Consider the following 22,571-nt stretch of genomic DNA (forward strand, 5'->3'; position numbering starts at 1 on the left):
CTAAACTGCGGGTTGAAGGGAGAGGCCGATGGCGTCTTCTCCGGCAATAGCCCTCAGAATCCAGAACAATCGGGCAGCAGTTGAAGGCAGGAGTAATTACGCATGAAGATCCGTGACCTGGTCGCACACTGGGACAAGCACGCAAAAGGGCGGCTGACCCGTGACCCTTACTATGTCAAACTGGCAGACGCACACCACGAGGAGCTGTCGCGCCTGGCGGCACTGTACCCCATGAAGTCCCCCCAGGACCTGATGCGGGACCTGCTTTCAGCCGCCCTGGATGAGCTCGAGACTTCGTTCCCCTACGAACAGGGTGAGAAAGTCGTTGCCCATGATGAGGAAGGCTACGAAATCTACGAAGACGTGGGGCTGACTCCTCGCTTTGTGGCCCTGAGCCAGAAGCATATGGAAGAGCTCAAGAAGCGTCAGTTGGTGTCGGTCGCCTGATCATTTAGTAGGCGAGTCAGGTGGAAGGCACTCCCGGCTACCGGGAGGCCTTTCATTGCTTTAGCCTTTCTGCAACTTATCCTTCAACGGCGTACTCTCCGCCAGGTCATCCAGCGCCGCCGCAATCATATCGTTGAGAATATCCGTCTCACTTCTTCCCGGGTACATCTCCGCCAGCGCTGCGACCCTGGCCGCATCCTCCAGCGGCAGGCGCAGGTTGTAGTCATGGGTCCGCTCGGCAGGCTTGCTGTCTTCCTGCCAGTGTTTGGGTAAGTCAGTAACTTTCATGGTATCTCCTGTGTGATCACCCTTGCGATTGGGCCGCGACCTCGTTATTAGTATCAGTGTAGCGTTCAAGTTTCGTCAATTGTCATCCCATCATTAAAAGGAAGAGCCTGTGGCCGAACTGCATCCCGAATTGCGAGAAAATGTCCGTCTGCTGGGAGAGTTGCTGGGTGAGAATATCCGTAACTATCCCGGCGAGGAGATTTATCAGCTGATCGAGGAAATCCGCGCCGCAGCCAAGGTAGACCGGCGCCAGGAAAGTGGCTCGGAGCAGAGGCTGGTGCGCCTGTTGAGCAACCTTCGTGATGACCAGTTGCTTCCGGTGACCCGGGCCTTCAACCAGTTCCTCAACCTCGCCAACCTGGCGGAGCAGTATCACGGCGTCCGTCGCAAGCGGGGACACCAGTCCGACCTGATGGTGGAGTCCCTTGGCGAGGTATTCGAGCGACTGCAAAGCGGCGGCGTGGATGCGCAGGAGTTGCACCGCAAGGTCTCACAACTGCGCCTGGAGTTCGTGCTGACGGCCCACCCCACCGAAGTGGCCCGCCGCACCCTGATCATGAAGTACGACGAAATGTCCGCCTGCCTGGCCGCCCTTGACCATGACGACTTGTTGCCGGCGGAAAGGGATGAGGTCCTGGATCGCCTGCGGCTGCTGGTGGCGGAAGCCTGGCACACGGACGAGATCCGCCATGAGCGGCCGACCGCCGTGGACGAGGCCAAGTGGGGGTTTGCGGTAATCGAGAACAGCCTCTGGGAGGCGGTGCCGCGGTTCCTGCGCAGCCTGGACCAGGCGCTGGACGGCGCTACCGGCTCCGGCCTGCCACTGGATGCCACACCAATCCGTATCGCGTCCTGGATGGGCGGCGACCGGGATGGCAACCCCAACGTTACCCATGAGGTTACCCGTACCGTGTTCCTGCTGGGCCGCTGGATGGCGGCGGACCTGTACCTGCGGGATATCCAGTCCCTGCGGGCAGAGCTGTCCATGTGGCAGGCCAGCGATGAACTGAAAGCCCAGGCCGGGGACAGCCGTGAACCTTACCGGGTTATTCTGGGGCGGCTGCGTGAGCGCCTGATTCGCACCCGGGACTGGGCGGAGGCCAGGGTCAACGGCGAGCCGGCGGACGATACCGATATCCTGTTCGAGAACGAAGACCTTACCGGGCCGCTGGAGTTGTGCTACCGATCCCTGATCGAGTGTGGCCTGGATACCATCGCCAATGGCCCGCTACTGGATACCCTGCGCCGGGCGCACACCTTCGGCCTGCCACTGATCCGGCTGGATATCCGCCAGGAAGCCACCCGCCATGCGGAAGCGGTCGCGGAGATGGTGGAGTACCTGGGCCTGGGCAACTACCTGGAGTGGAGCGAGGAGCAGCGCCAGCAATTCCTGGTAAAGGAGCTGCGCGGCCGTCGCCCGCTGGTGCCCCGTAACTGGGAGCCCTCGGAACCGGTGCGTGAGGTGCTGGCAACCTGCGAAGTGGTGGCCGGGCAGACCCCGCAAGCACTGGGCTCCTATGTGATCTCCATGGCCAGCACGCCGTCGGATGTGCTCAGTGTGATCCTGCTGCTGCGGGAAGCCGGCATGAAATTTCCCATGCGGATCGTGCCTCTGTTCGAAACCCTGGACGACCTGCAGGGAGCGCCGGCCGCCATGGAGGCGCTCTACTCGGTGGACTGGTACCGGGACTATTGCAGCGGCGAGCAGGAGGTGATGATCGGCTATTCCGATTCCTCCAAGGACGCGGGGCAGATGATGGCGGCCTGGGCCCAGTACCAGGCCCAGGAGAAACTCACCGAGGTCGCCAACCGCTTCGATATGCACCTGACCCTGTTCCACGGCCGGGGCGGTACCGTTGGCCGGGGTGGCGGTCCGGCCAACCGGGCAATCCTCTCCCAGCCACCGGGATCGGTAAACGGCAGTTTCCGGATTACCGAGCAGGGGGAGATGATCCGCTTCAAGTTCGGCCTGCCGAGACTGGCGGAACAGAGCCTGACGCTGTATGCCACCGCCGTGGTCGAGGCTACCCTGGCGCCACCACGGGCACCGGAGCCGGAATGGCGGGAAGCCATGGACTGGCTCACCGAGCGGTCGTTGAAGGCCTATCGCGAGGTGGTGCGGGAGAATCCGGACTTCGTGCCCTATTTCCGCCAGGCCACCCCGGAGCAGGCCCTGGGCAAGCTCGCCCTGGGCAGCCGCCCCGCCAAGCGCAAGCCCAGCGGCGGGGTGGAAAGCCTGCGGGCAATTCCGTGGATCTTTGCCTGGACCCAGATGCGCCTGATGCTGCCAAGCTGGCTGGGCAGTGACGTGGCCCTGTCCGAGGCGGAAGAGGCCGGCAAGATGCCGCTGCTGCAGGCCATGCGCCAGGACTGGCCGTTCTTCCGGACCTATGTCGACATGCTGGAAATGGTGCTGGCCAAGTCGGACCTGCGCATCGCAGGCTACTACGACCAGATTCTGGTTGAACCGGCGTTGCGCCCGCTGGGGGAGCAGTTAAGGGCCCGACTTGCCCGGTGCATTGACCAGGTGCTGGCCCTGAAGGAGCAGGGGACGCTGCTCCAGGACGAGCCGGTGTTCGCCCACTCAATGAAGGTGCGGAACCCCTACACGGACCCGCTGCATTACCTGCAGGCGGAATTGCTGCGCCGTAACCGGGAAGCCGACCAGAACGTGGCAGCTGAGGGATCTGACGCCGAGGTAATGCCCATGCCGGAGCTGGTGGAGCAGGCCCTCAAGGTCACGATGGCAGGTATTGCCGCAGGCATGCGAAACACCGGCTGATACCGGTCATTATGTGAGGCCATTCACAGGGCCGGTGGAATTGCCCGAGCGCTTCGCCGTTGGCCTGTGACGGCACCGGACGGAACCCCCGGGATATGGTAATGTCTGCGCACCCCCCGGTGGTTTGCCAGGCCGTGGTAACACCGCATCGCGGGCTGGCATAGTGACAGTATCAGGAAGGAGACGCACGTGGCAGCGGCCGCCAGAGTCGAGCAGTTTCTTAACCGCAAAGGTATTGCCCAGGAGCTGATACCGGTTACCGCCGATCCGCGTGGTGGCCTTGAAGCCGCGGTTCTCGATGCAGACGTGGAACGCCGGCAGGTCATTCGCAGTACGGCGTTGATCGACGTGAAAGGCGTGTTGCTGGTGGTGCATCCGTTCGACAGCTCACCGGACCTGGATGCCATTGAGGCCCGCACTGGCCGGCGCATGCAGCCGCTTACAGCCAGCCAGGCCGGGAAGGTCTTCAGTGATTGCGCACCGGGGTTCGTGCCACCCTTTGGTTCAGCCTATGGCGTGCCAGTGCTGGCGGAGGAGTCTCTCTACCAGGCCGACCGGTTAATCATGGCCTGTGGCTCATCATCCCGTTTGCTGGTCATGGCGGGCCGGGACTTCCGGCTGGCCATGACCGGTGCGGAAAAGGGGCATGTCACCCTGCGTCACAGTGGCCAGGCGGCCAGCAGTATTACCCTGGATGAAGTGGCGGACAAACTGCAGAAGCTGTACCGACTGCCTCCCATGCCTGCCCAGGCACTGAGAATACTCCGCCTGACCAGTGACCCGGAGGCATCGGCCCGGGAACTCGCCGACCTGATCGAGTACGACCCAAGCCTCACCGCGCAGATCATCCGCTATGCCCGCTCGGCCCTGTTCAATTATCCGGGGCAGATCAAATCGGTCCAGGAGGCCGTCACCCGGGTGCTCGGTTTCGAGCGTGTCGCCCATGTTGCACTGGGTATTGCATCGGTGCGGGCCTTCGATATTCCACGGCAGGGACCGCTGGGCATGGACCAGTTCTGGCGTCATTCCCTTTACTGCGCGTTTGTTTGCCAGCGGTTAGCCCCCCAGTGTGGTGCAGATGCCTCTCTGGCCTATCTCTGTGGACTGCTGCACAACTTCGGCCTGTTGCTGGTGGGGCACCTGTTTCCAGCCGAGTTCGAGGAACTGAACCGCCTGCGTGCAGCGAATCCCGAAGCCAGCATGAAATCGCTGGAACAGCAGGTGTTCGGGGCCGGCGGTGAGCAGGAAATGCTGACCGTAGGCCACGGTGTCATCGGAGGCATCCTGCACAAGCTATGGCAGCTCCCGGAGGCCGTGATCAAATCGGCTGGTGTCCATCAGTTGCCCCATTACCAGGGCGAATACAAAACCTACGTGACCCTGGTGCAGCTTGCCAACGGGCTGCTCAAGGAGAAGGGCGTAGGGGATGAGTTCAACCCGGACGATACCGGGGCGCTGGCCTCGGAGCTTGGCTTGTCGGCGTCTCAAATAGATCATTTGCGGGACGATGTGGAGCAGGTTGCCGACGATCTGGACAGCCTTGCCCACTCTCTGTCATCCTGACCGGCTCGGCCACTACTTATTGACTGCGACTGACGTCGACTTTCTCTGACGGGCCCGACTTCGTATAATGCCCGCTCTCCGTGTCCCTGCCAGGGCTGAGAGAGGCTGTTGCCAAGCCTTGCAGTAACCCCTCCAGGGTTTGGCAACCGCTTTTCAAATCAAAGACTTAATTATCCAGGAAATGGGAGCACAACGTATGCGTATTATCATGTTGGGGGCGCCGGGCGCCGGCAAGGGGACCCAGGCCCAGTTCATTACTGAACGGTTTGATATTCCCCAGATCTCTACCGGCGACATGCTCCGTGCAGCCGTCAAGTCAGGCTCCGAGCTGGGCAACAAGGTCAAGGCCGTTATGGATTCCGGTTCGCTGGTGTCTGATGACATCATTATCGCCCTGATCGAAGAGCGGGTGCAGCAGGAAGACTGTCGTAATGGCTTCCTGCTGGACGGTTTCCCCCGCACCATCCCCCAGGCCGAAGCGCTGAAGGACCAGGGCATCAGTATCGATTACGTGGTTGAGATTGCCGTAGACGACGAGGAAATCGTACAGCGCCTGGCGGGTCGCCGTGTGCACCCGGCCAGCGGTCGCATCTACCACGTAAAGTATGATCCGCCCAGGGAAGACGGCAAGGACGACGAGACCGGCGAGCCGCTGGTACAGCGCGAAGACGACCAGGAAGAAACCATTCGCCATCGCCTGGAGGTCTACCACGAGCAGACTGAGCCGCTGGTCGGTTATTACCAGGACTGGGCGAAGGACGAGCCGGCCCAGGCACCGAAATACGTTCGCGTTGACGGCGTCGGTTCGCTGGACGATATCCGCGAACAGATCCTCTCAAAGCTGGGTTAAAAAGCGTCCCGTCTGGCTATGGACCAGGCCTCGATGGGGCTCAGCCAAACCACACGGGATAACAACCTTGAAGTTACTGGCACTTGATACTTCCTCCGATGCCTGCTCTGTGGCGCTGCTTGACGGCAGCGACCTGGGCGGGCATTTCCGTGTTGAGCCCCGGGGTCACACCCGTCTGATCATGCCCATGGTTCGCCAGTTGCTCGAAGAGCAGGGCGTCGCCATGGCAGACCTCGATGCCCTGGCCTTCGCCGCCGGGCCTGGTTCCTTCACCGGACTGCGTATCGCCACCGGTGTCATTCAGGGGCTCGCCTGGGGGCTGGATATTCCCGTAGTGCCGGTGTCTTCATTGCAGGCTGTGGCCCTTGCCGTGGCTGAAGGGCAGGATGCCCGGGAGGGCGACGGTATTGCCGTGGCTTTCGATGCGCGGATGGACGAGGTTTACTGGGGCTGTTATCGCATGGCCAGCGGCCTGCCGGTGCTCCTGGCCACAGAGCGTGTCTGTCCTCCGGAACAGGTCAGCCTGCCGGAGGGGCCGGCACGATGGTTGGCAGGGGGCGGTGGATGGCGCTATGCTGAGCGTATGCCTGAAAGTGTGACGGCAGTGGTGGCCACGCCATCGCTGGACTCTGTCCCCGATGCCCGCTTTGTGGCCCGCCTTGCCGCTGAAGCCTGGAAAGCGGGGAACGCCGTACCCGCCGCCGAGGCACAGCCTGTTTACCTGCGGGACGAAGTGACCTGGAAGAAACTTCCAGGGCGTTAATCAGATACGGTCCGGAACCCAGCCATGATTGGTGGACTTAACCCCAACAATCCGTACATCGGTAACAACGTTGCCCGCGAGCGCAGCGATGGTGCCCGTGCGCCGGCAGCCCGCCCGGACGTCCTGACGGATGAGCGCCAGCAGTCCCGTCCGGCACCTGCGGGTAACAGCACGGGTGACAACCCGGCAGCGTCCGGTGCGGAAGACACCGAGGGCTACCTGCGCCGGGTCCAGGCCCGGGCTGCGGCTGAAGACACCCGCCTGGAGCCATTCCGGTCTGATGACATTCCGGCTGCCAACCAGCGTGCCCTGCAAACGTTCGCCACCGTGGCCAGCCAGAGGGAAGGGATGGATGGCTATGACGCGGAGCTGGCCGGTATCGATATCCGGGTGTGACTGCGCGGATACGCTTAAGCCCCGGTGAGCCAACCCCACACGCTCGCTCAACCAACATGTCCCGCCAAAGAGCCGGCCCGGCCGGATAACGTTCCCGATGAACCAGCCCACTGATCCGGATAGCAAAGACACCGAGCACCTGCCCCCGGTTGGCTGCTCTGAAGAAGGGTTGTCTGAACAGGCAAAGGCACTCGCGACACGCCTGGGAGCCCCCTGGTTGGGCGTGGTTTCACCCAGACACATCGACGACTGTCCCGCGATATTATGGCTGGACGACAATGGCCTTTGCCTCCAGGCCACTGGTCGCAAGGCACCGGGCCCGGTGCGAGCTGAATTCGTCGCCGGCAAGGCGGGCTATCGGCTGGCCCACGGCGGCGGCACTGGCCAGCTTATCGCCCGGGCTGTTGGCCTGAAACGCACCCACCAGACCCTGCATATCCTCGACGCCACCGCCGGCCTTGGCCAGGATGCCTTCGTACTGGCCGGCCTCGGCCACCGGGTCACAATGCTGGAACGATCCCCGGTCATCCATGCCCTGCTCGAAGACGGCCTGGCCCGCGCGGCCGGCGACGAAACCACCGCTCCGGTCGTCGCCCGCATGGCCCTCATCCACGCCGACAGCATCTCGTGGTTACAGCAAAGGGCAGGGCAGGAGCCTGTCGCCGACGTCATCCACCTGGACCCCATGTTTCCGCACCGGGACAAGTCCGCCGCCGTCAAAAAGGAAATGCAGCTCTTCCGCCCCATCGTTGGTGATGACCCGGATGCAGCCGACCTCCTGGCTGCGGCGCTCGATTGCGCCCGCTACCGGGTGGTCGTCAAACGCTCAAGGAGAGCCCCGGCCATCCCCGGCCCGGCCCCGGCCCTCAAGCTGGACGGTAAAAGTAGCCGGTATGATGTTTATCCGCTGCGGGCCTTACCATCCGATTGATCTTGGTGCCGCCGAAGTTCGCTTTTAAGCGGGCCTGAACAGGGACTGGGAAAGGGGGCGGGGAGGGCTTTGATGAAATCGTGCGGAGCCAGGGGTGAGGCGCGAAAGCGCTTCACGGGCAGTCCATGGATGGACTGCCCTGGACCCTCAGCGCGACGCAGGAAGCAATAAGCGCTGAGGGGCGGAGCCCGAGCCTACAGGGATGTATTTACCGGCGTATTTCAGCAAAGCCCTCCCCGCCCCCTTTATGGCACGTACTTGAAAAGCAATATTCAGGTCATCAAAAAATGTTACTGTGAGCGACTCAGTTGAGTTACCTGCGCAATGGCCTGCCGCTTCTCCACGCTCAGCACCAGCCGCGCATCCTCGGAAACCAGTTCCAGCTCCCGGGTATAACCCAGTCGCTCATCCTCTCCGGCAACGATGACTCCGTTTTTCGAAAGCTCACCGATAAAGTTCCGGAACAGGGCCTTGTCAAAGAACTCCGGTGCATTGAGCCCGAACAGCAGCGACATACGCTCCGCCATCAACGCGCTTTCTTCCTCCAGCTCCTTCGCTGTCAGCGCTCCCGGACCGTGCTTGCGCAGGGTCGCAATCACAATGTAGTAACGTTCCAGGGTCTGGATAATGAACCGCGACAGGGTATGTAACTCAAGGCGTTCACTGGTGCCTTCTTCCGGCCCCATTACCCGGTCGCCTTCGGCACGCAGAATGCCGTGATCGGCCAGTGTGCTGATCCAGAGGTCTACCTCCACGGCCACGGACTCTGCGTCATAGCGGATGAACAGCTCCGATTGCAGGTATGGATAGATCGCACCGGCCAGGAAAATGACCTTGTCACGGGCCATGGAGGTGCAGTTTTCGAACAGGCAGGCAATCAGGGCCGGCAGGGCGAACAGGTGCTGGATATTGTTGCGGTAATAGGTCATCAGGGTGGCGTTGGTGCCATCCAGTCCGATGATATCTCCCAGCTTCTGGGGGTAACGGCCCACCAGTCCCATGGTTTCACAGTAGTGGATCCACTCCTGGCCATTGCCCTCGGGGAGGGTGACCGTTTCGGCGTAGGGGTGTGATTTCAGCAGGGCAAGGTAGCCATCCATCATCGTTGCCAGCTGCTGCTCATCCATGGCCAGGCGTTCTGTCGCCAGGAGCAGGGTCGCAACCAGGTTGACCGGGTTTACGGCCGCAGCCGAGTTGATGCCGGTTGTCACCCGTCGGGCCAGGTGATCCACCGCATCCGGTAACCACCGTGGCCGGCCCTCTGCGCCCACCGCTTCATGCTTCCAGCCCGGCCGGGCCTGTTCCAGCGCCTCGTTCAGGTAGATGGCCTCGCCAAAGTTCACCGACACCTTGCCAAACGAGCTGCGCAGTTTGCGAGCGGTCTTGGCAAGGCCGACCACACTTTCCTGTTTTTTCTTCTTGCCCCGGAGTTCACCCAGGTACGATCGCCCCTCCATTACCTTCTCATAACCGATGTACACCGGCACCAGCACAATGGGCTTCTGGTGATCCCTCAGGAAACTGCGTACCGTCATGGACAGCATGCCCGGCCGGGGCTGGAGGGTTCGCCCGGTTCGGCTGCGGCCGCCTTCGACGAAGTATTCCACCGAGTAGCCCCGGGTGAACATTACATGCATGTACTCGTTGAACACGGCGGAGTAGAGCGGGTTATCCCGGAAGCTGCGGCGCATGAAAAACGCGCCACCCCGGCGCAGGATTGGCCCCACAACGGGCATGTTCAGGTTAATGCCCGCTGCAATATGAGGTGGGATCAGGCCATTGCGGTAGAGCACGTAGGACAGTAGCAGGTAGTCAATATGGGAACGGTGGCAGGGCACATACACCACCGCATTTTCTTCCGCGACTTCCTGGACCGCCCGGATATTGTTTATGCGGATGCCGTTGTAGATCCGGTTCCACAGCCAGCTCAGCAAAACCTCCAGGATCCGGATGGTGGCAATGGACATGCTGGAGGCGATTTCATTGGCGTATTCGTAGGCCTGTGCCCGAACCTTGTCCGGGTGCTCGTCTTCGCGACGCGCGGTCTCCCGGATGGCTTCACGAACGGCCGGGGTGCGGATCAGGTCCGTGACCAGGGTACGACGGTGCGACAGATCCGGCCCCAACACGGCCTGGCGAACCCGGCGGAAGTGAGTGCGTAACAGGCGTGCGGCCTTGCGGTTGGCGCGGGCCTTGCTGCGATGGTGCTCCCGCACGATATCGGCCAGTGACATGGGCTCACCGAAGCGCACCAACGTGTTGCGGCCGTGTAGCAGGATAATCAGGAATTTCTGGAAACGCCCGGCAACCGACCAGGTATCAGACAGCAGCAACTTGAGGACAGACTTTTCCTTGTCCGGCGACCGGCCCCAGAACAGGGACACCGGTACCAGCTGGACATCCAGGGTCGGGTCCTCGACCGAAAGGTTCACCAGGTGTTCTATCTGCGGCGTCATGACTGGCGTCAGGCGGGGGCTGAAGCTGCTTCGCGCCCGGCGGTACAGAAAACAGAAGGAATGGTCAGGGCCGCGGTGTAGCGCCATCGCCGCGCCCGCAGGGGGCAGGCCTGCCCGCATGACTTCCTGCTCCAGCACCAGGCGACTTGAGAGAGAGCTGTACTGCATGACGTAGCAAACGGGCCGGTCAGGATCCAGCCTCAGCTCGTCCTTGTCCGCTCCCAGCACATCGGTGCGAACCCACAGAAACAGGATCTTGCGCAGCAGTGTCGTGATAGCACCGGAAACAGCCGGGAACAATCGCATTCAGTCAGACTCCGGACAGGGCGAACGGGGCCACAAGTTTACTTGGTCGGGGGCGCGGGACAAAGGCGAGAATATGGTACATTTCTGGTTTTGAGACGACACTGGAGTACCTGATGGAAAACTGGAACGCAGGCTGGTCCCGCAAGCCCCCGGAGGCAGATGACCTCGTCATTGCCATGAACGGCCCCGAAATCTGGTGTCCGGAGGATGACTGGTACCACCGCTGGGGCAGTGTTGACGGTGCCCTGGACGAGGGGACCGAGCCGGTCTACGTGGGCGAGCTGGATGGCCGTAGCGTGTATGTGGCCAGCGTAGACCCGGGTATGTTGCTCTATCTGACCCGGCCGGTCCACCTTCGGGAGGCCTTGCTTTCCATGCCGGATGCGCCGGCCGATGTGCTGGGTACAGCATCCCAGGTCCAGCAGTGGTTCGGCGACCATCGCTACTGTGGCCGTTGTGGCACCGAAACCGGCTTTCACCCCAATGAGCGTGCCCGCTGGTGTGAGCCCTGCGGTATTCCCTTCTATCCACGCCTGGCCCCATGTGTGATCGTGGTGATTCGCCGGGGCGACCGTTTCCTGCTGGCCCGCTCCACCCGGGCAAAGAATTACTTTTTCAGCCTGATTGCCGGGTTTGTCGAGCCGGGAGAGAGCGCCGAAGAGGCGGTTGTCCGGGAGACCCTGGAGGAAACCGGGCTGACCGTGACCAATGTCCGTTACTGGACCTCCCAGCCCTGGCCCTTCCCCCACCAGCTGATGCTGGGGTTCTTCGCGGACTATGAGTCCGGGGACCTGGTGTTGCAGGAGGACGAAATCGTCGAAGCCGACTGGTTTACCCCGGACGAACATCCCCCCATACCGCCGGAAACCACCATTGCGGGCCGGTTGATTACCCGGATGAAAGAGGAAATGCGGGGGGAGCACGGAGCTTGAACCCGGTCGTGTCGCCTAGGGCACCCGAAATACTGGTGTTTGATTCCGGTATCGGCGGGCTGAGCATAGCCCGTTGCCTGCATCGGCAGGTTCCGGCGGCCAGGTTGACCCACCTGGCCGACAATGCTGGTTTCCCATACGGAAACCAGGCTGAGGAAACGGTGATCGAGCGCACCGTGGGACTGGTAACGGAGCAGCTGCGTCAGCGCCCGGTCGATGTCATTGTGCTGGCCTGCAACACCGCCAGTACCGTTGCCTTGCCGGCACTGCGGGCTGCCACTGATATCCCGGTGGTGGGTGTGGTACCCGCCATCAAACCGGCCGCCGCCCTGTCAGGGAACCGCCGCATCGGGTTGCTGGCGACCCCGGCCACGGTGCGCCGACCCTACCTGGAAGGCCTGATTGGTGAGTTCGCCGGTGATTGCCGGATTGTACGGGTAGGGCACCCGGACCTGGTCACCTGGATCGAGGAGTGGGCCAGGGGGCGGCCAATGCCTGAGCCAGCCCTCTCGGTGGCTTTACAGCCCTTCCGGGAGGCAGCCGTGGACACCATGGTGCTGGGGTGCACCCATTACCCCCTGATTACCGGGGTACTGCAGAGACTGTTGCCCGATGTCCGCTTCTGGGTGGATTCCGGCGAGGCCATAGCCCGGCGCACCCTGCACCTTCTGGAGGTGGCCGGGTTTGATCGGGAAGAAATGCAACGCTACCCGGGTTCAGGGCACCGGTGCCTGTTTTCCGGTCCGGTGATGGACGATATTGACCATTTCCTGGATGCCCTTGGTTTCGTTCGGGAGTAATCTGTCAAGGGCTGACCTGTCCCGCCCGGGCGACTTGCCTGCCTCATCATTGCGCCCTGCCTGGCGTTTTTGCACACAGGCAGTGCAGGTCAGCCTTCCCCATGTCGGGCGGGTTATGAATACGTAATGGACAGTTTAATTCTCCCGCACTGACTCCATACTGTCATTGACCCTGTGACACACTGGGTCCCGAAGTTTGCCTATACCACCCCCCGATTCTGAACTGGCCCGCATTATGCAAAGCTTCCGGACAGCAGACGAGAAGGAGTTCAACCGACATGACCCATCTGTTTCCTGAATCAGACGATACCGATTCCTCGGTCCGCCGCGCCCTCAAGGGTAAACATGTCCTGATTACCGGTACCACGGGTTTCCTGGGCAAGGCTGTACTGGAAAAACTGATCCGCGCAGTGCCGGAGGTCGGGGGCGTGCATGTCCTGGTGCGGGGGAACGCACGTCACCCGGATGCCCGTGAACGCTTTTTCAGTGAAATCGCCAGTGCCAGTGTGTTCGAACGGCTTCGCAATGAGGACAATGACGCCTTCGAGGCTTTCCTCGAGGACAAGGTTCACTGTGTTCAGGGCGAACTGACCCGGCCCCGCTTTGGCCTGGCGGAGGCCGACCATGAACGCCTTGCCAGCAGGGTTGACCTGGTCATCAACTCCGCCGCCAGCGTCAATTTCAGGGAAGAACTGGACAAGGCCCTCAGCATTAATACGCTCTGCCTGGACAACGTGGCCGCGTTTGCCATGGCCGGTGGGGGCACGCCGGTGGTTCAGGTGTCTACCTGCTACGTGAACGGTATGAACAGCGGGGCTATCGGTGAGGACATCATCAAACCGGCGGGGGCGCCTGTTCCCCGGAGCGATCATGGCTACTACCGCACCGAGGCCCTGGTGCGCCTGCTCCATGACAAAATCATGGATGTGCGTTCCCGCTATGCCGGCAAACAGCTGGAAAAGAAACTGGTGGAGCTGGGTATTCGGGAAGCCAACCACTATGGCTGGAGCGACACCTACACCTTCACCAAGTGGCTCGGCGAACAGCGCCTGATGGAAGCCCTGTCAGACCAGTCGCTGACAATCGTGCGCCCATCGATTATCGAAAGCGCCCTCAAGGAGCCCATGCCGGGCTGGATTGAAGGGGTCAAGGTGGCGGATGCCATTATCCTGGCCTACGCCCGGGAGAAGGTTACAGTTTTTCCGGGCAACCGTGGAAGTGTGATTGACGTGATCCCGGTGGACCTGGTGGCGAACAGCATCCTTCTGGCCGGCGCCGAAGCGCTTGTGGAGGAGCCCGCAAGGCGTATCTACCAGTGCTGCAGTGGATCCATGAACCCCATCTCCCTCGGTGAGTTCATCGACCACCTGATGGCCGAGGCGAAGGAAAACTACGCCGCCTACGACAAACTGTTCTGCCGCCAACCCAGCAAGCCCTTTATGGCGGTAAACCGGACCCTGTTCGACACCGCAGTGACCGGCATCCGCGTACCCCTTTCCCTGGCGAGCAAGGCCCTGAAAATGGCCGGCCACAGCCGGGAGCTGAAGCTGCTCCGTAACCTGGACACCACCCGGGCCCTGGCCACCATTTTCGGTTTCTATACCGCCCCGGACTACGTGTTCCACAACGAGAAGCTGATGGACCTGGCGGAGCGCATGGGCGATGCCGACCGTGAGCTGTTCTCGGTAGACCCGCGTCGTATCGGCTGGGAAACCTACCTCCGCAAGACCCACCTGGGAGGGCTCAATCGCTATGCCCTGGGTGAACGTCGCATCTACAGCCTGCGTGCCCGTCGCCAGCGTCGGGCGGCAGCTGCTGCCTGAATACCCTCCCTCCTGCGGCCCCGGTGCTTTTCACAAGGCCCGGGGCGAACTATCCTGTCATGTATCTGGATACGGGCACGCAGTCAGTGCCAACCGGCACGCCTTTTACTTCAACGATCCCCGGTAGTACGTTGGTCTAATTCAACGGGTAGTCCTGACATGGTCAGATAGGGCTAACCAGTTCTGTTCCAACAATTCCGACAACTCAGAAACAGACTCTGTAAAGCAAAGGGGGAAACAATGACCGACAAGAAGCTATACCCGGTACCCGACCATTTCGCGAAACGGGCGCTGCTCGATCGTGAAAAGTATGAACAGATGTATAAACAGTCCATCGATGACCCGGATACCTTCTGGGGGGAGCACGGCAAGCGCCTGGACTGGATCAAGCCCTACAGCAAGGTCAAGAACACCACCTACGACTACAACAACCTGTCCATCAAGTGGTTTGAGGATGGCGTGCTGAACGCCTCCGCCAACTGCCTGGATCGTCACCTGGAAACACGCGGCGACCAGACCGCGATCATCTTTGAAGGCGACGACCCTGCGGAATCCCGCAACGTTACCTACCGTGAACTGCACGCGGAAACGGCCAAGTTTGCCAACGTGCTGAAAACCCTGGGTGTCAAGAAAGGTGATGTGGTCACGATCTATATGCCCATGATCGTGGAAACCGCCGTGGCCATGCTGGCCTGTGCCCGTATTGGTGCCATTCACTCGGTCGTGTTCGGCGGCTTTTCACCGGAGGCGCTGGGTGCCCGTGTTGAAAACGGCAAATCCCGGTTTATCGTTACTGCCGATGAAGGGCTCCGCGGCGGCCGCAAGATTCCCCTCAAGAAAAACGTGGATGCGGCACTGCAGGGCGAATCCGTGCCGGATGTGGAAAAGGTGGTTGTAGTATCCCGCACCGGTGGCGACGTGCCCTGGGATGCCAGCCGTGACGTGAGCTACGAGGACCTGATGAAGGATGCCTCCGCCGAGTGCCCACCGGAACCCATGGGGGCGGAAGATCCGCTGTTCATGCTTTATACCTCCGGCTCCACCGGCGCGCCCAAGGGCGTACTGCACACCACCGGTGGTTATCTGACGTACGCGTCCATGACCCATGAGTATGTCTTCGATTACCAGGACGGCGACGTCTACTGGTGTACCGCGGACTTCGGCTGGGTTACCGGCCACAGCTATATCCTGTACGGGCCGCTGGCCAATGGTGCCATCACCGTACTGTTCGAAGGCGTGCCCAATTACCCGGACAGCTCCCGTATGGGGCAGGTCGTGGACAAGCACAAGATCAATGTGCTCTATACGGCGCCTACCGCGATCCGTGCCCTTATGGCCGAGGGTGAGGGCTGCATGAGCGGAACCACCCGTGACAGCCTGCGCCTGCTGGGCTCGGTGGGTGAGCCCATCAACCCGGAGGCCTGGGAGTGGTACCACCGGGTGATCGGTAACGGCAAGTGCCCGATCGTGGATACCTGGTGGCAGACCGAGACTGGCGGCATCCTGATTTCACCGCTGCCCGGTGCGGTAGACCTCAAGCCGGGCTCCGCCACCGTACCGTTCTTCGGTGTACTGCCGGCGCTGGTGGACAGCAACGGTAACATCCTGGATGGCGCCGCCGAAGGTAACCTGGTTATCCTCGACAGCTGGCCGGGTCAGATGCGCACCATCTACGGTGACCATGACCGCTTCAAGCAGACCTACTTCAGCGCCTATCCGGGCATGTACTTTACCGGTGACGGCGCCCGTCGCGATGAAGACGGCTACTACTGGATCACCGGCCGGGTGGATGACGTACTGAACGTCTCCGGCCACCGCCTGGGTACCGCCGAGGTGGAAAGTGCCCTGGTAGCCCACGACAAGGTTGCCGAGGCCGCCGTGGTGGGCTTCCCCCACGACATCAAGGGGCAGGGCATCTACGTCTACGTCACCCTGGTGCAGGGCGTCGAAGCCACCGAGGAGCTGCGCAAGGAACTGGTGCAGTGGGTGCGCAAGGAGATCGGCCCCATCGCCTCGCCGGATGTGATCCAGTGGGCACCAGGCCTGCCCAAAACCCGCTCCGGCAAGATCATGCGCCGCATCCTGCGCAAGATTGCGGCCAATGAGCATGATCAGCTGGGTGACACCTCCACCCTGGCGGATCCGGGCGTGGTGGATGACCTTATCAGCGAACGCGCTTTCAAGTAGACTTCCTTCGTAACTGCCCGAAACGATGCCCGCAGGGATCTCCCCTGCGGGCATCGTTGCTTTTGGGGTAGAATAGGCGGCGGTCCTGATGGATGGGTTGCCGGGAAGCCTGCGCGCTGAGCCAGGCCCCGGAACCAGGATACGAAGTCGGTCTAACAAGAGGATGCCCGTGGATGTCTCAACACATAATCATCGCTGATGATCACCCGCTGTTCCGTGCGGCACTGCGCCAGGCCGTAAGCCAGGCGGTTCCAGACGCCGAGGTGGCCGAGGTTGAGAGCATCAAGGCGCTCCAGGCCGCCGTGGAACAGAAACCGGATGCGGACCTGGTGCTGCTGGACCTCAATATGCCCGGTGCCCATGGTTTTTCCGGCCTGGTATTCCTGCGTGGCCAGTACCCGGGTTTGCCGGTGGTGGTGGTCTCAGGGTCCGAGGATCTCCAGGTCATGCGCCGCTCTATCGACTATGGTGCGTCCGGTTTTATCCCCAAGTCTGCACCGCTGCCGGAAATCACCGATGCAATCCAGGCGGTACTGGAAGGGGATATGTGGCTGCCGGAAGGGGTTGCCGAAAAACTGGAACAGACCCAGGCGGAAAGCACGGACTTCTCTGAAAAACTTGCCTCACTGACCCCGCAACAATTCCGCGTACTGGGTATGTTGGCTGAAGGCATGCTCAACAAACAGATTGCCTACGACCTGGATGTCTCCGAAGCTACCATCAAGGCCCACATTACCGCTGTGTTTCGCAAGCTGGGCGTACGTAACCGCACCCAGGCCGTGATTGCTATCCAGCAGATGGAGCTGGACCCCTCCGAAACGTCGTTATCCGGCTGACAGCCGGGGTGTTCGGGCTATATTCGTTAACCTTCAGTGCTGTCCTGTGGGGTTGTATCAGGCCATGGATCTATGCCTGCCTTTTGCTGTCATGGCGCGGTCAGTCTGTATTATGTGCACACAATATCGAAGGTATGAATGGCGATTGTACAGGATATGATGCCCAGTACATCTGCTGAAATTGTCCCGATACATTTGATGCACTACACCCGATCGCTGTAATAACGTTTCAGGAATTGCACGTATATATTATCAAATGTTCACCTGTAATCTTCTGGAAAGGACTTCATTAGTTGACATTCTTCTTATATGATTGGTGCCTGAATCAGGGATTGAATCTTGTTGTTTACCGAAATCCAACAGAAAGGTTTCTTACATGCCCAATATCAACGATTATTATCAGAAGAAGCAGTTGCTTGAAAAGCTTTCCAAAGAACTGAACAAAATGGAACAGGACCAGGCGCTCAAAAGTGACCTGGAGTTTGAAGAGAAGATCAAGGGACTCATGGATGAGCACAAGAAATCTCCCAAGGATGTTCTTCAGATTCTTGGTGCTATTGATCCCTCGGTTGCTTCTGCAAAAACCGAGGGTGGTGGCGTTCGTGCCAAGCGCCCGATGAAGACATACAAGAATCCTCATTCTGGTGAGGTCGTCAAGACTCGTGGTGGTAATCACAAGACCCTGAACGAGTGGCGCCAGAAATACGGTAAGGAAGCGGTTCGGAGCTGGCAGCAGGACTAACCGCCCCTTTCATCCGGGCAGCGCCTGGCTGCCCGGAAACATACCACGTATTGTTGATCTCCCTCCTCCCTTCCCGCCAGTGAAAGTTACAGGCTGTTAAAAGTGAGTGCCTTCCTTTGAGCTGCCCGGCCAATTGCGAGAGAATTGCCTCAATCATCACACGTTCATAAGGATCCGTTATGCTCGCGATTATTCTGTCAGGTGGTTCCGGAACCCGCCTTTGGCCACTGTCCCGTGAGGCCTATCCGAAGCAGTTCATTCCCGTTGTTTCCGAGGAATCTCTGCTTTCTGAAACCATATCCAGGGGTCTGCGTGCGGCTGCCAATGTTCGTGTAATGGCGATCACCAATGAAGAGCATCGCTTTGTCGTAGCGGCCAACCTTCACCAGCTTGCCGGAGACAGCACGGCTGGCATTATCCTGGAACCGGTCGGGCGAAACACGGCGCCGGCGATTGCACTGGCCGCACTGGCCATGGCGGAGCAGAACCCGGATGAATTGATGCTGGTGATGCCTTCGGACCAGGTCCTGAAAGATGAGGCCGCATTTGCCCGGGCCGTGGCGGATGGCGCCGAGGCTGCGAAGCAGGGCAAGCTGGTCACCTTCGGCATCGTGCCGAACTCTCCCCACACAGGTTATGGTTACATCCGTGCCGGGGCCAACCACGGTGCCTGGTCGCCGGTGGATGCCTTTGTAGAAAAGCCGGATGCGGACACGGCGCAGCGGTACCTGGATGAGGGCGGCTATTACTGGAACAGCGGTATGTTCCTGTTCTCGGCGAGTCGTTACCTGGAAGAACTCGAGCGTTACCAGCCGGCCATCCTGGACGCCTGCCGCAAGGCCTACAACGCCCGTCAGGGGGACCTGGACTTTACCCGTGTGGACCGGGAGGCGTTTGCTGCCTGCCCCGACGATTCCATTGACTACGCGGTGATGGAGCACACCCGGGATGCGGTGGTTGTGCCCCTGGATGCCGGCTGGAGTGACGTCGGTTCCTGGTCGACCCTGTGGGAGATACAGCCCCAGGATGAACATGGTAACGCCTGCCATGGCGACGTCATCCTTGAGGACGTCTCTGGCTCGTATGTGCATTCAGAAGGGCGGCTTATCGCAGCGCTGGGCGTCAGCGACCACGTGATTGTCGAGACGGATGACGTGGTATTGGTGGCAGACCGCAACCGTGTGCAGGACGTAAAGAAACTGGTCAACCGCCTGAAAGAGCAGGGCAGGCCTGAGTACAAGCTCCATAAAAAGGTTCATCGCCCCTGGGGGACCTATGAGGGCGTGGCCAATGGCGAACGCTTCCAGGTGAAGCGCATTACCGTTAATCCGGGGGCCTCCCTGTCGTTGCAGAAGCATCACCATCGGGCCGAGCACTGGGTAGTGGTCAAGGGTACTGCCAATGTGCAGCGGGGCGATGACGAGATTATGCTGACGGAAGATCAGTCCACCTATATCCCCCTCGGCGTCACCCATCGCCTGACCAACCCCGGTGTTATCCCGCTGGAATTGATTGAAGTACAAACCGGCAGCTATCTTGGGGAAGATGACATAGTTCGCTTTGAAGATACCTACAACCGGGTCTAAACTGCTTCTTGAGTCAATCCGGTGCCTGGTCTCAGATTCCAGGTCGCATTTGCAACGGGATAAGTGAGATCTGGTTCCTGAAGTGGATACCTGAACGACTTGAAAAGCGCGCTATTTGCCGTAAGTGTGATCAATCCGAAGGACAGATACAGGCAGGGCCGGTAAGCTCTTCCCTTATCTTGGGCAGGGAGCTTTCCGACTCCCGCAAGTCGTGAGCAGGAGTGGGTTATATGCGACTGGGTCAGGCACCGGCAACCGGGCGTGCTTCCAATCCGGTAGTCATTACGGATGCAACCTGGTACCGGTTGGCAGACGACCTGGCTGTCGCCCTCGCATCGTCGCCCCGGGGACTGATCTGGGTGACCGCTGATCGCGGGGCTGGCAAGACCGCCTGGCTACAAGCCCTGATGCCTGCCATGCGCACAGACTTCTATCTGATGGACCTGCGCGATGAAGCGAAAACCGCCGCGGTGCTGGAGCAGATGCAGGGTTACTCCAATCACTTGCAGGGCACCCTGCCTGCGTTACTGCTGGATAACCTTTCTCCCGGGGACCTGATGGCGCTGCTGGCGGAGCCGGGGCACCCCGCCCGACAGCTGATCCCGAACCATAACGGCCCGTTGATGTTGCTGAGCCCGGAGCAGGACGATGACGCCGTGGCCGCCCGTCGCATGGAACGGGTGATGGGGCGTACGATGGTGCGCCATGACCTGCCAGCCAGCACTCGCTCCCAGAACCAGGCGGTGCTGGTTGCTCACCGGCCAGTGATTGAAGCCCGCTGGAATGTTCGGGTGACCGATGCAGCCATGGGGCTGGCGGTATCCGGCCTGCATTACCGGGCGACCCCGGGGCAGGTCGTCGAGTGGCTGGAGCGAGCCGCTGCACGGGTTGCCATCGTCGCCGAGGAAGGCCCGGCCGAGTGTCGTCGCCTCAGGGCGGAGCTCGAAACCCTCGCGCGGCGAATCGAGGCGAACCAGGAAACCGGCGAGCCCATCGAGCAACTGCAGCAGCAGTACGAACAGTGCTCCCTCGAGCTGACGGCGGCGGAGGTGGACTGGTTCGAACGGCAGTCCCAGGGAACCTTGTGGCATGTTTTTCCGGAAGATGTTCGTGCCGAACTTGAATCCCTGACCGGCAGCAGCGATCATCCTGACTTGCATGTACCCACTGATGTCGCCGGAGGCGCCCGCCGTGCAGGACCTGGAAATCTACGTTCGTGACCTTGACCCCGCCCGCCTGACCGCGTGGCTGGAAGCCAACTTCGATCAGCTTCTGGTACCCCTCACCCCGTTCGGCAACAAGCCCGGCCTGTATAAGGGCGAAGGCCGCTATGACGATGGCCTGGTGCGCATTACGGTGTACGCCGAGGCTTTCGGCAAACGTTTCAGCTCCGTGGTGCTGGAAAGCGAGAACCTGCCCTGGAACACGGACCTGGACTGTGCCCGCAGTGCCTGGCGTGTGCTGGAAACAGAAATTCGCTGCAGCCAGGGTGAGTGGCAGGAAGGCGACCCCGTGGAAGAAGAAAAGTGGTGGCGGCTGGATGGGCGGGGCGAGAACCTCGTCGTCTGGAACTGACTCCCACGCTGGGTCGGTGTGCGGTTAATTCAGTAATGGGGCGGGGGTGTTTCCTCGTGCTCTCCCTTGATATTCGATGGTGAGATCTCCGACAGCTGCTTTTTCAAGTGTTGCTTTGCCTCCCAAAGCTTGCGGATGTCCAGCTCCTGTTGCGCCACCTGGTCGGACAGGGTGTTGATCAGTTCATCCTGAAAGGCCAGTCGGGTTTCCAGTTCATCCATTCTTTCCAGAAGTTTTTCTGTCGTGTTTGTGTCGGTATTCGCCATTATGTGGAACGCTTTGGTCAGGTTTGTAGGGAATCTGGTATTATGCCCGCTTTATTTGCCGGGGTGTCGGGTTTTGGCACGTGTCCGGTGAATAATGGTTATTTCCACAAACGTTATCAATGATTCTACGGAGCCCGTTGTATCCATGCGTAATCCAACAAGAGCAATTCTGTCAGCGGTATTGGTCGCTATCCTCGCCCCGCTGGTTCTTGGATTTATCCTCGTAAACACCGCGCCGGAAGTCCTCTATATCCTTTCCGCAGCCGGCAGTAGTGCCGTTGCAGACAGCCCGCAGTTTGTTCTGGGCAGTGCCCAGGGTATTGCGGCCTACATCATCACCTTTGTGTTGTTCGCCATTGTCGGTGTACTGACAGTTGTCATCAATGAGCGCAAGCCCGCCGAGGGATCCCGCCCGGCCACCAGCCAGGGTCAGCAGCGTTCACACCCGCAGGCCCAGGACGACAACGACGAAGACGATGATGAAGACTACGGACCTGAAGGCGGCGAAGAAGGCACCGTCAAATGGTTCAATGTGAAGAAAGGCTTTGGCTTTATTGTCCGCGAAAGCGGTGATGAAGTGTTCGTCCACTTCCGCGCCATCCGCGGCCGCGGCCGCCGTGTCCTGCGCCAGGGCCAGGCTGTGCGGTTTGATGTGGTCGAAGCGTCCAAGGGACTGCAGGCGGATAACGTCTCAACCCTGGACTAACAGCTTTGCCGTGGTAAGAGCGAACAGAGTTAGTTGCCACGGAAAGCACGGCCCTTCGACGGCACCTGTCGACTGGCGCCCTTCGGCAGGCTCAGGGCGAACGTAATACGGAGTAACACGGGAAAAGCAAAGAGGAAAAGACGGTTTCGCCACGGAATCCACCGCCCTTCGACAAGCTCCCTTCGACAAGCTCAGGGCGAACGTAGGACGGAGATATACGGAAAAAGATAAAGAAAAGCTATTCGCCACGAAATCCACGAAACCCACGAAAGTTAAAACAGAAACCTCTCTAGAATCTGTTCATTTTTTCGTGCAGTTTCGTGGATTTCGTGGCCA

Annotated in this window: 20 protein-coding genes; 17 read left to right on the top strand and 3 right to left on the bottom strand. The window is 60.5% G+C overall.

The features are described 5' to 3' along the window. Positions 1-102: 102 nt before the first annotated feature. Entirely contained in the window at positions 103-447 is a 345-nt protein-coding gene (locus MLC59_RS09730) for a pilin assembly protein (protein ID WP_248233809.1), read from the top strand. Positions 448-507: 60 nt separating this feature from the next. Here MLC59_RS09730 and MLC59_RS09735 read toward each other — a convergent pair whose 3' ends face one another. Further along, positions 508-735: a hypothetical protein gene (locus MLC59_RS09735; protein ID WP_248233811.1), complete on the bottom strand. Its 228-nt coding sequence runs from the start codon at positions 733-735 to the stop codon at positions 508-510. Positions 736-844: 109 nt separating this feature from the next. Between MLC59_RS09735 and ppc the strand changes: the two genes are divergently transcribed. The 6 genes from ppc to MLC59_RS09765 all read left to right on the top strand — a co-directional run bounded on the left by ppc (position 845) and on the right by MLC59_RS09765 (position 8,020). Then, positions 845-3,517: a phosphoenolpyruvate carboxylase gene (gene ppc / locus MLC59_RS09740; RefSeq protein WP_248233813.1), complete on the top strand. Its 2,673-nt coding sequence runs from the start codon at positions 845-847 to the stop codon at positions 3,515-3,517. 189 nt (positions 3,518-3,706) lie between these two features. Further along, positions 3,707-5,080 (top strand): HDOD domain-containing protein, encoded by a 1,374-nt coding sequence (locus tag MLC59_RS09745; RefSeq protein WP_248233816.1) that lies wholly within the window; start codon positions 3,707-3,709, stop codon positions 5,078-5,080. Between the two features lie 196 nt (positions 5,081-5,276). Continuing rightward, positions 5,277-5,930: an adenylate kinase gene (gene adk, locus MLC59_RS09750; RefSeq protein ID WP_248233818.1), complete on the top strand. Its 654-nt coding sequence runs from the start codon at positions 5,277-5,279 to the stop codon at positions 5,928-5,930. Between the two features lie 67 nt (positions 5,931-5,997). Next, positions 5,998-6,693 (top strand): tRNA (adenosine(37)-N6)-threonylcarbamoyltransferase complex dimerization subunit type 1 TsaB, encoded by a 696-nt coding sequence (gene tsaB / locus MLC59_RS09755; RefSeq protein ID WP_248233819.1) that lies wholly within the window; start codon positions 5,998-6,000, stop codon positions 6,691-6,693. A gap of 24 nt (positions 6,694-6,717) precedes the next feature. Further along, positions 6,718-7,089: a UDP pyrophosphate phosphatase gene (locus MLC59_RS09760; protein ID WP_248233821.1), complete on the top strand. Its 372-nt coding sequence runs from the start codon at positions 6,718-6,720 to the stop codon at positions 7,087-7,089. Positions 7,090-7,174: 85 nt separating this feature from the next. After that, positions 7,175-8,020 (top strand): class I SAM-dependent methyltransferase, encoded by an 846-nt coding sequence (locus MLC59_RS09765; protein ID WP_427901716.1) that lies wholly within the window; start codon positions 7,175-7,177, stop codon positions 8,018-8,020. A 290-nt stretch (positions 8,021-8,310) separates the two neighbouring features. Here the strand turns inward: MLC59_RS09765 and plsB are convergent, their stop codons facing one another. Then, positions 8,311-10,782, bottom strand: coding sequence for a glycerol-3-phosphate 1-O-acyltransferase PlsB (gene plsB, locus MLC59_RS09770; RefSeq protein WP_248233825.1), 2,472 nt, complete (start codon positions 10,780-10,782; stop codon positions 8,311-8,313). A gap of 113 nt (positions 10,783-10,895) precedes the next feature. On the opposite strand from plsB, the gene nudC reads away from it, so the two are divergent. The 9 genes from nudC to MLC59_RS09815 all read left to right on the top strand — a co-directional run bounded on the left by nudC (position 10,896) and on the right by MLC59_RS09815 (position 21,263). After that, positions 10,896-11,714, top strand: coding sequence for an NAD(+) diphosphatase (gene nudC, locus MLC59_RS09775; protein WP_248233827.1), 819 nt, complete (start codon positions 10,896-10,898; stop codon positions 11,712-11,714). A gap of 8 nt (positions 11,715-11,722) precedes the next feature. Then, on the top strand, positions 11,723-12,514 hold the full coding sequence (gene murI / locus MLC59_RS09780) for a glutamate racemase (RefSeq protein WP_248233829.1): 792 nt from the start codon (positions 11,723-11,725) through the stop codon (positions 12,512-12,514). A gap of 278 nt (positions 12,515-12,792) precedes the next feature. Beyond that, positions 12,793-14,337: a fatty acyl-CoA reductase gene (locus tag MLC59_RS09785; RefSeq protein WP_248233831.1), complete on the top strand. Its 1,545-nt coding sequence runs from the start codon at positions 12,793-12,795 to the stop codon at positions 14,335-14,337. 240 nt (positions 14,338-14,577) lie between these two features. Further along, positions 14,578-16,524 (top strand): acetate--CoA ligase, encoded by a 1,947-nt coding sequence (acs, locus tag MLC59_RS09790; RefSeq protein WP_248233832.1) that lies wholly within the window; start codon positions 14,578-14,580, stop codon positions 16,522-16,524. 173 nt (positions 16,525-16,697) lie between these two features. Next, on the top strand, positions 16,698-17,360 hold the full coding sequence (locus tag MLC59_RS09795; RefSeq protein ID WP_248233834.1) for a response regulator transcription factor: 663 nt from the start codon (positions 16,698-16,700) through the stop codon (positions 17,358-17,360). Positions 17,361-17,736: 376 nt separating this feature from the next. After that, positions 17,737-18,102 carry a histone-like nucleoid-structuring protein, MvaT/MvaU family gene (locus MLC59_RS09800; protein ID WP_248233837.1) on the top strand — a complete coding sequence of 122 codons (366 nt, stop codon included), beginning with the start codon at positions 17,737-17,739 and terminating at the stop codon, positions 18,100-18,102. 179 nt (positions 18,103-18,281) lie between these two features. Then, positions 18,282-19,688 carry a mannose-1-phosphate guanylyltransferase/mannose-6-phosphate isomerase gene (locus MLC59_RS09805; RefSeq protein ID WP_248233839.1) on the top strand — a complete coding sequence of 469 codons (1,407 nt, stop codon included), beginning with the start codon at positions 18,282-18,284 and terminating at the stop codon, positions 19,686-19,688. Between the two features lie 230 nt (positions 19,689-19,918). Further along, on the top strand, positions 19,919-20,908 hold the full coding sequence (locus tag MLC59_RS09810; protein WP_248233840.1) for a hypothetical protein: 990 nt from the start codon (positions 19,919-19,921) through the stop codon (positions 20,906-20,908). After that, on the top strand, positions 20,880-21,263 hold the full coding sequence (locus tag MLC59_RS09815) for a hypothetical protein (RefSeq protein ID WP_248233843.1): 384 nt from the start codon (positions 20,880-20,882) through the stop codon (positions 21,261-21,263). Before MLC59_RS09810 ends, MLC59_RS09815 begins: the two co-directional genes overlap by 29 nt. A gap of 29 nt (positions 21,264-21,292) precedes the next feature. Here MLC59_RS09815 and MLC59_RS09820 read toward each other — a convergent pair whose 3' ends face one another. Beyond that, positions 21,293-21,529: a SlyX family protein gene (locus MLC59_RS09820; protein WP_248233845.1), complete on the bottom strand. Its 237-nt coding sequence runs from the start codon at positions 21,527-21,529 to the stop codon at positions 21,293-21,295. Between the two features lie 145 nt (positions 21,530-21,674). Here MLC59_RS09820 and MLC59_RS19930 point away from each other — a divergent pair, with 145 nt between their 5' ends. Beyond that, positions 21,675-22,235 carry a cold-shock protein gene (locus tag MLC59_RS19930; protein WP_282450929.1) on the top strand — a complete coding sequence of 187 codons (561 nt, stop codon included), beginning with the start codon at positions 21,675-21,677 and terminating at the stop codon, positions 22,233-22,235. The last annotated feature ends 336 nt before the right edge of the window (positions 22,236-22,571 follow it).

The organism is Marinobacter bryozoorum, from assembly GCF_023156245.1.
GTDB classification, from domain to species: Bacteria; Pseudomonadota; Gammaproteobacteria; order Pseudomonadales; family Oleiphilaceae; genus Marinobacter; species Marinobacter bryozoorum.

Excerpts from the sequence above, each read along its gene's own strand:
- MLC59_RS09730 (WP_248233809.1), top strand. The coding sequence starts at position 103 with ATGAAGATCCGTGACCTGGTCGCACACTGGGACAAGCACGCAAAAGGG.
- MLC59_RS09735 (WP_248233811.1), bottom strand. The coding sequence starts at position 735 with ATGAAAGTTACTGACTTACCCAAACACTGGCAGGAAGACAGCAAGCCT.
- adk (WP_248233818.1), top strand. The coding sequence starts at position 5,277 with ATGCGTATTATCATGTTGGGGGCGCCGGGCGCCGGCAAGGGGACCCAG.
- MLC59_RS09760 (WP_248233821.1), top strand. The coding sequence starts at position 6,718 with ATGATTGGTGGACTTAACCCCAACAATCCGTACATCGGTAACAACGTT.
- plsB (WP_248233825.1), bottom strand. The coding sequence starts at position 10,782 with ATGCGATTGTTCCCGGCTGTTTCCGGTGCTATCACGACACTGCTGCGC.
- nudC (WP_248233827.1), top strand. The coding sequence starts at position 10,896 with ATGGAAAACTGGAACGCAGGCTGGTCCCGCAAGCCCCCGGAGGCAGAT.
- MLC59_RS09785 (WP_248233831.1), top strand. The coding sequence starts at position 12,793 with ATGACCCATCTGTTTCCTGAATCAGACGATACCGATTCCTCGGTCCGC.
- acs (WP_248233832.1), top strand. The coding sequence starts at position 14,578 with ATGACCGACAAGAAGCTATACCCGGTACCCGACCATTTCGCGAAACGG.
- MLC59_RS09795 (WP_248233834.1), top strand. The coding sequence starts at position 16,698 with ATGTCTCAACACATAATCATCGCTGATGATCACCCGCTGTTCCGTGCG.
- MLC59_RS09800 (WP_248233837.1), top strand. The coding sequence starts at position 17,737 with ATGCCCAATATCAACGATTATTATCAGAAGAAGCAGTTGCTTGAAAAG.
- MLC59_RS09805 (WP_248233839.1), top strand. The coding sequence starts at position 18,282 with ATGCTCGCGATTATTCTGTCAGGTGGTTCCGGAACCCGCCTTTGGCCA.
- MLC59_RS09810 (WP_248233840.1), top strand. The coding sequence starts at position 19,919 with ATGCGACTGGGTCAGGCACCGGCAACCGGGCGTGCTTCCAATCCGGTA.
- MLC59_RS09820 (WP_248233845.1), bottom strand. The coding sequence starts at position 21,529 with ATGGCGAATACCGACACAAACACGACAGAAAAACTTCTGGAAAGAATG.
- MLC59_RS19930 (WP_282450929.1), top strand. The coding sequence starts at position 21,675 with ATGCGTAATCCAACAAGAGCAATTCTGTCAGCGGTATTGGTCGCTATC.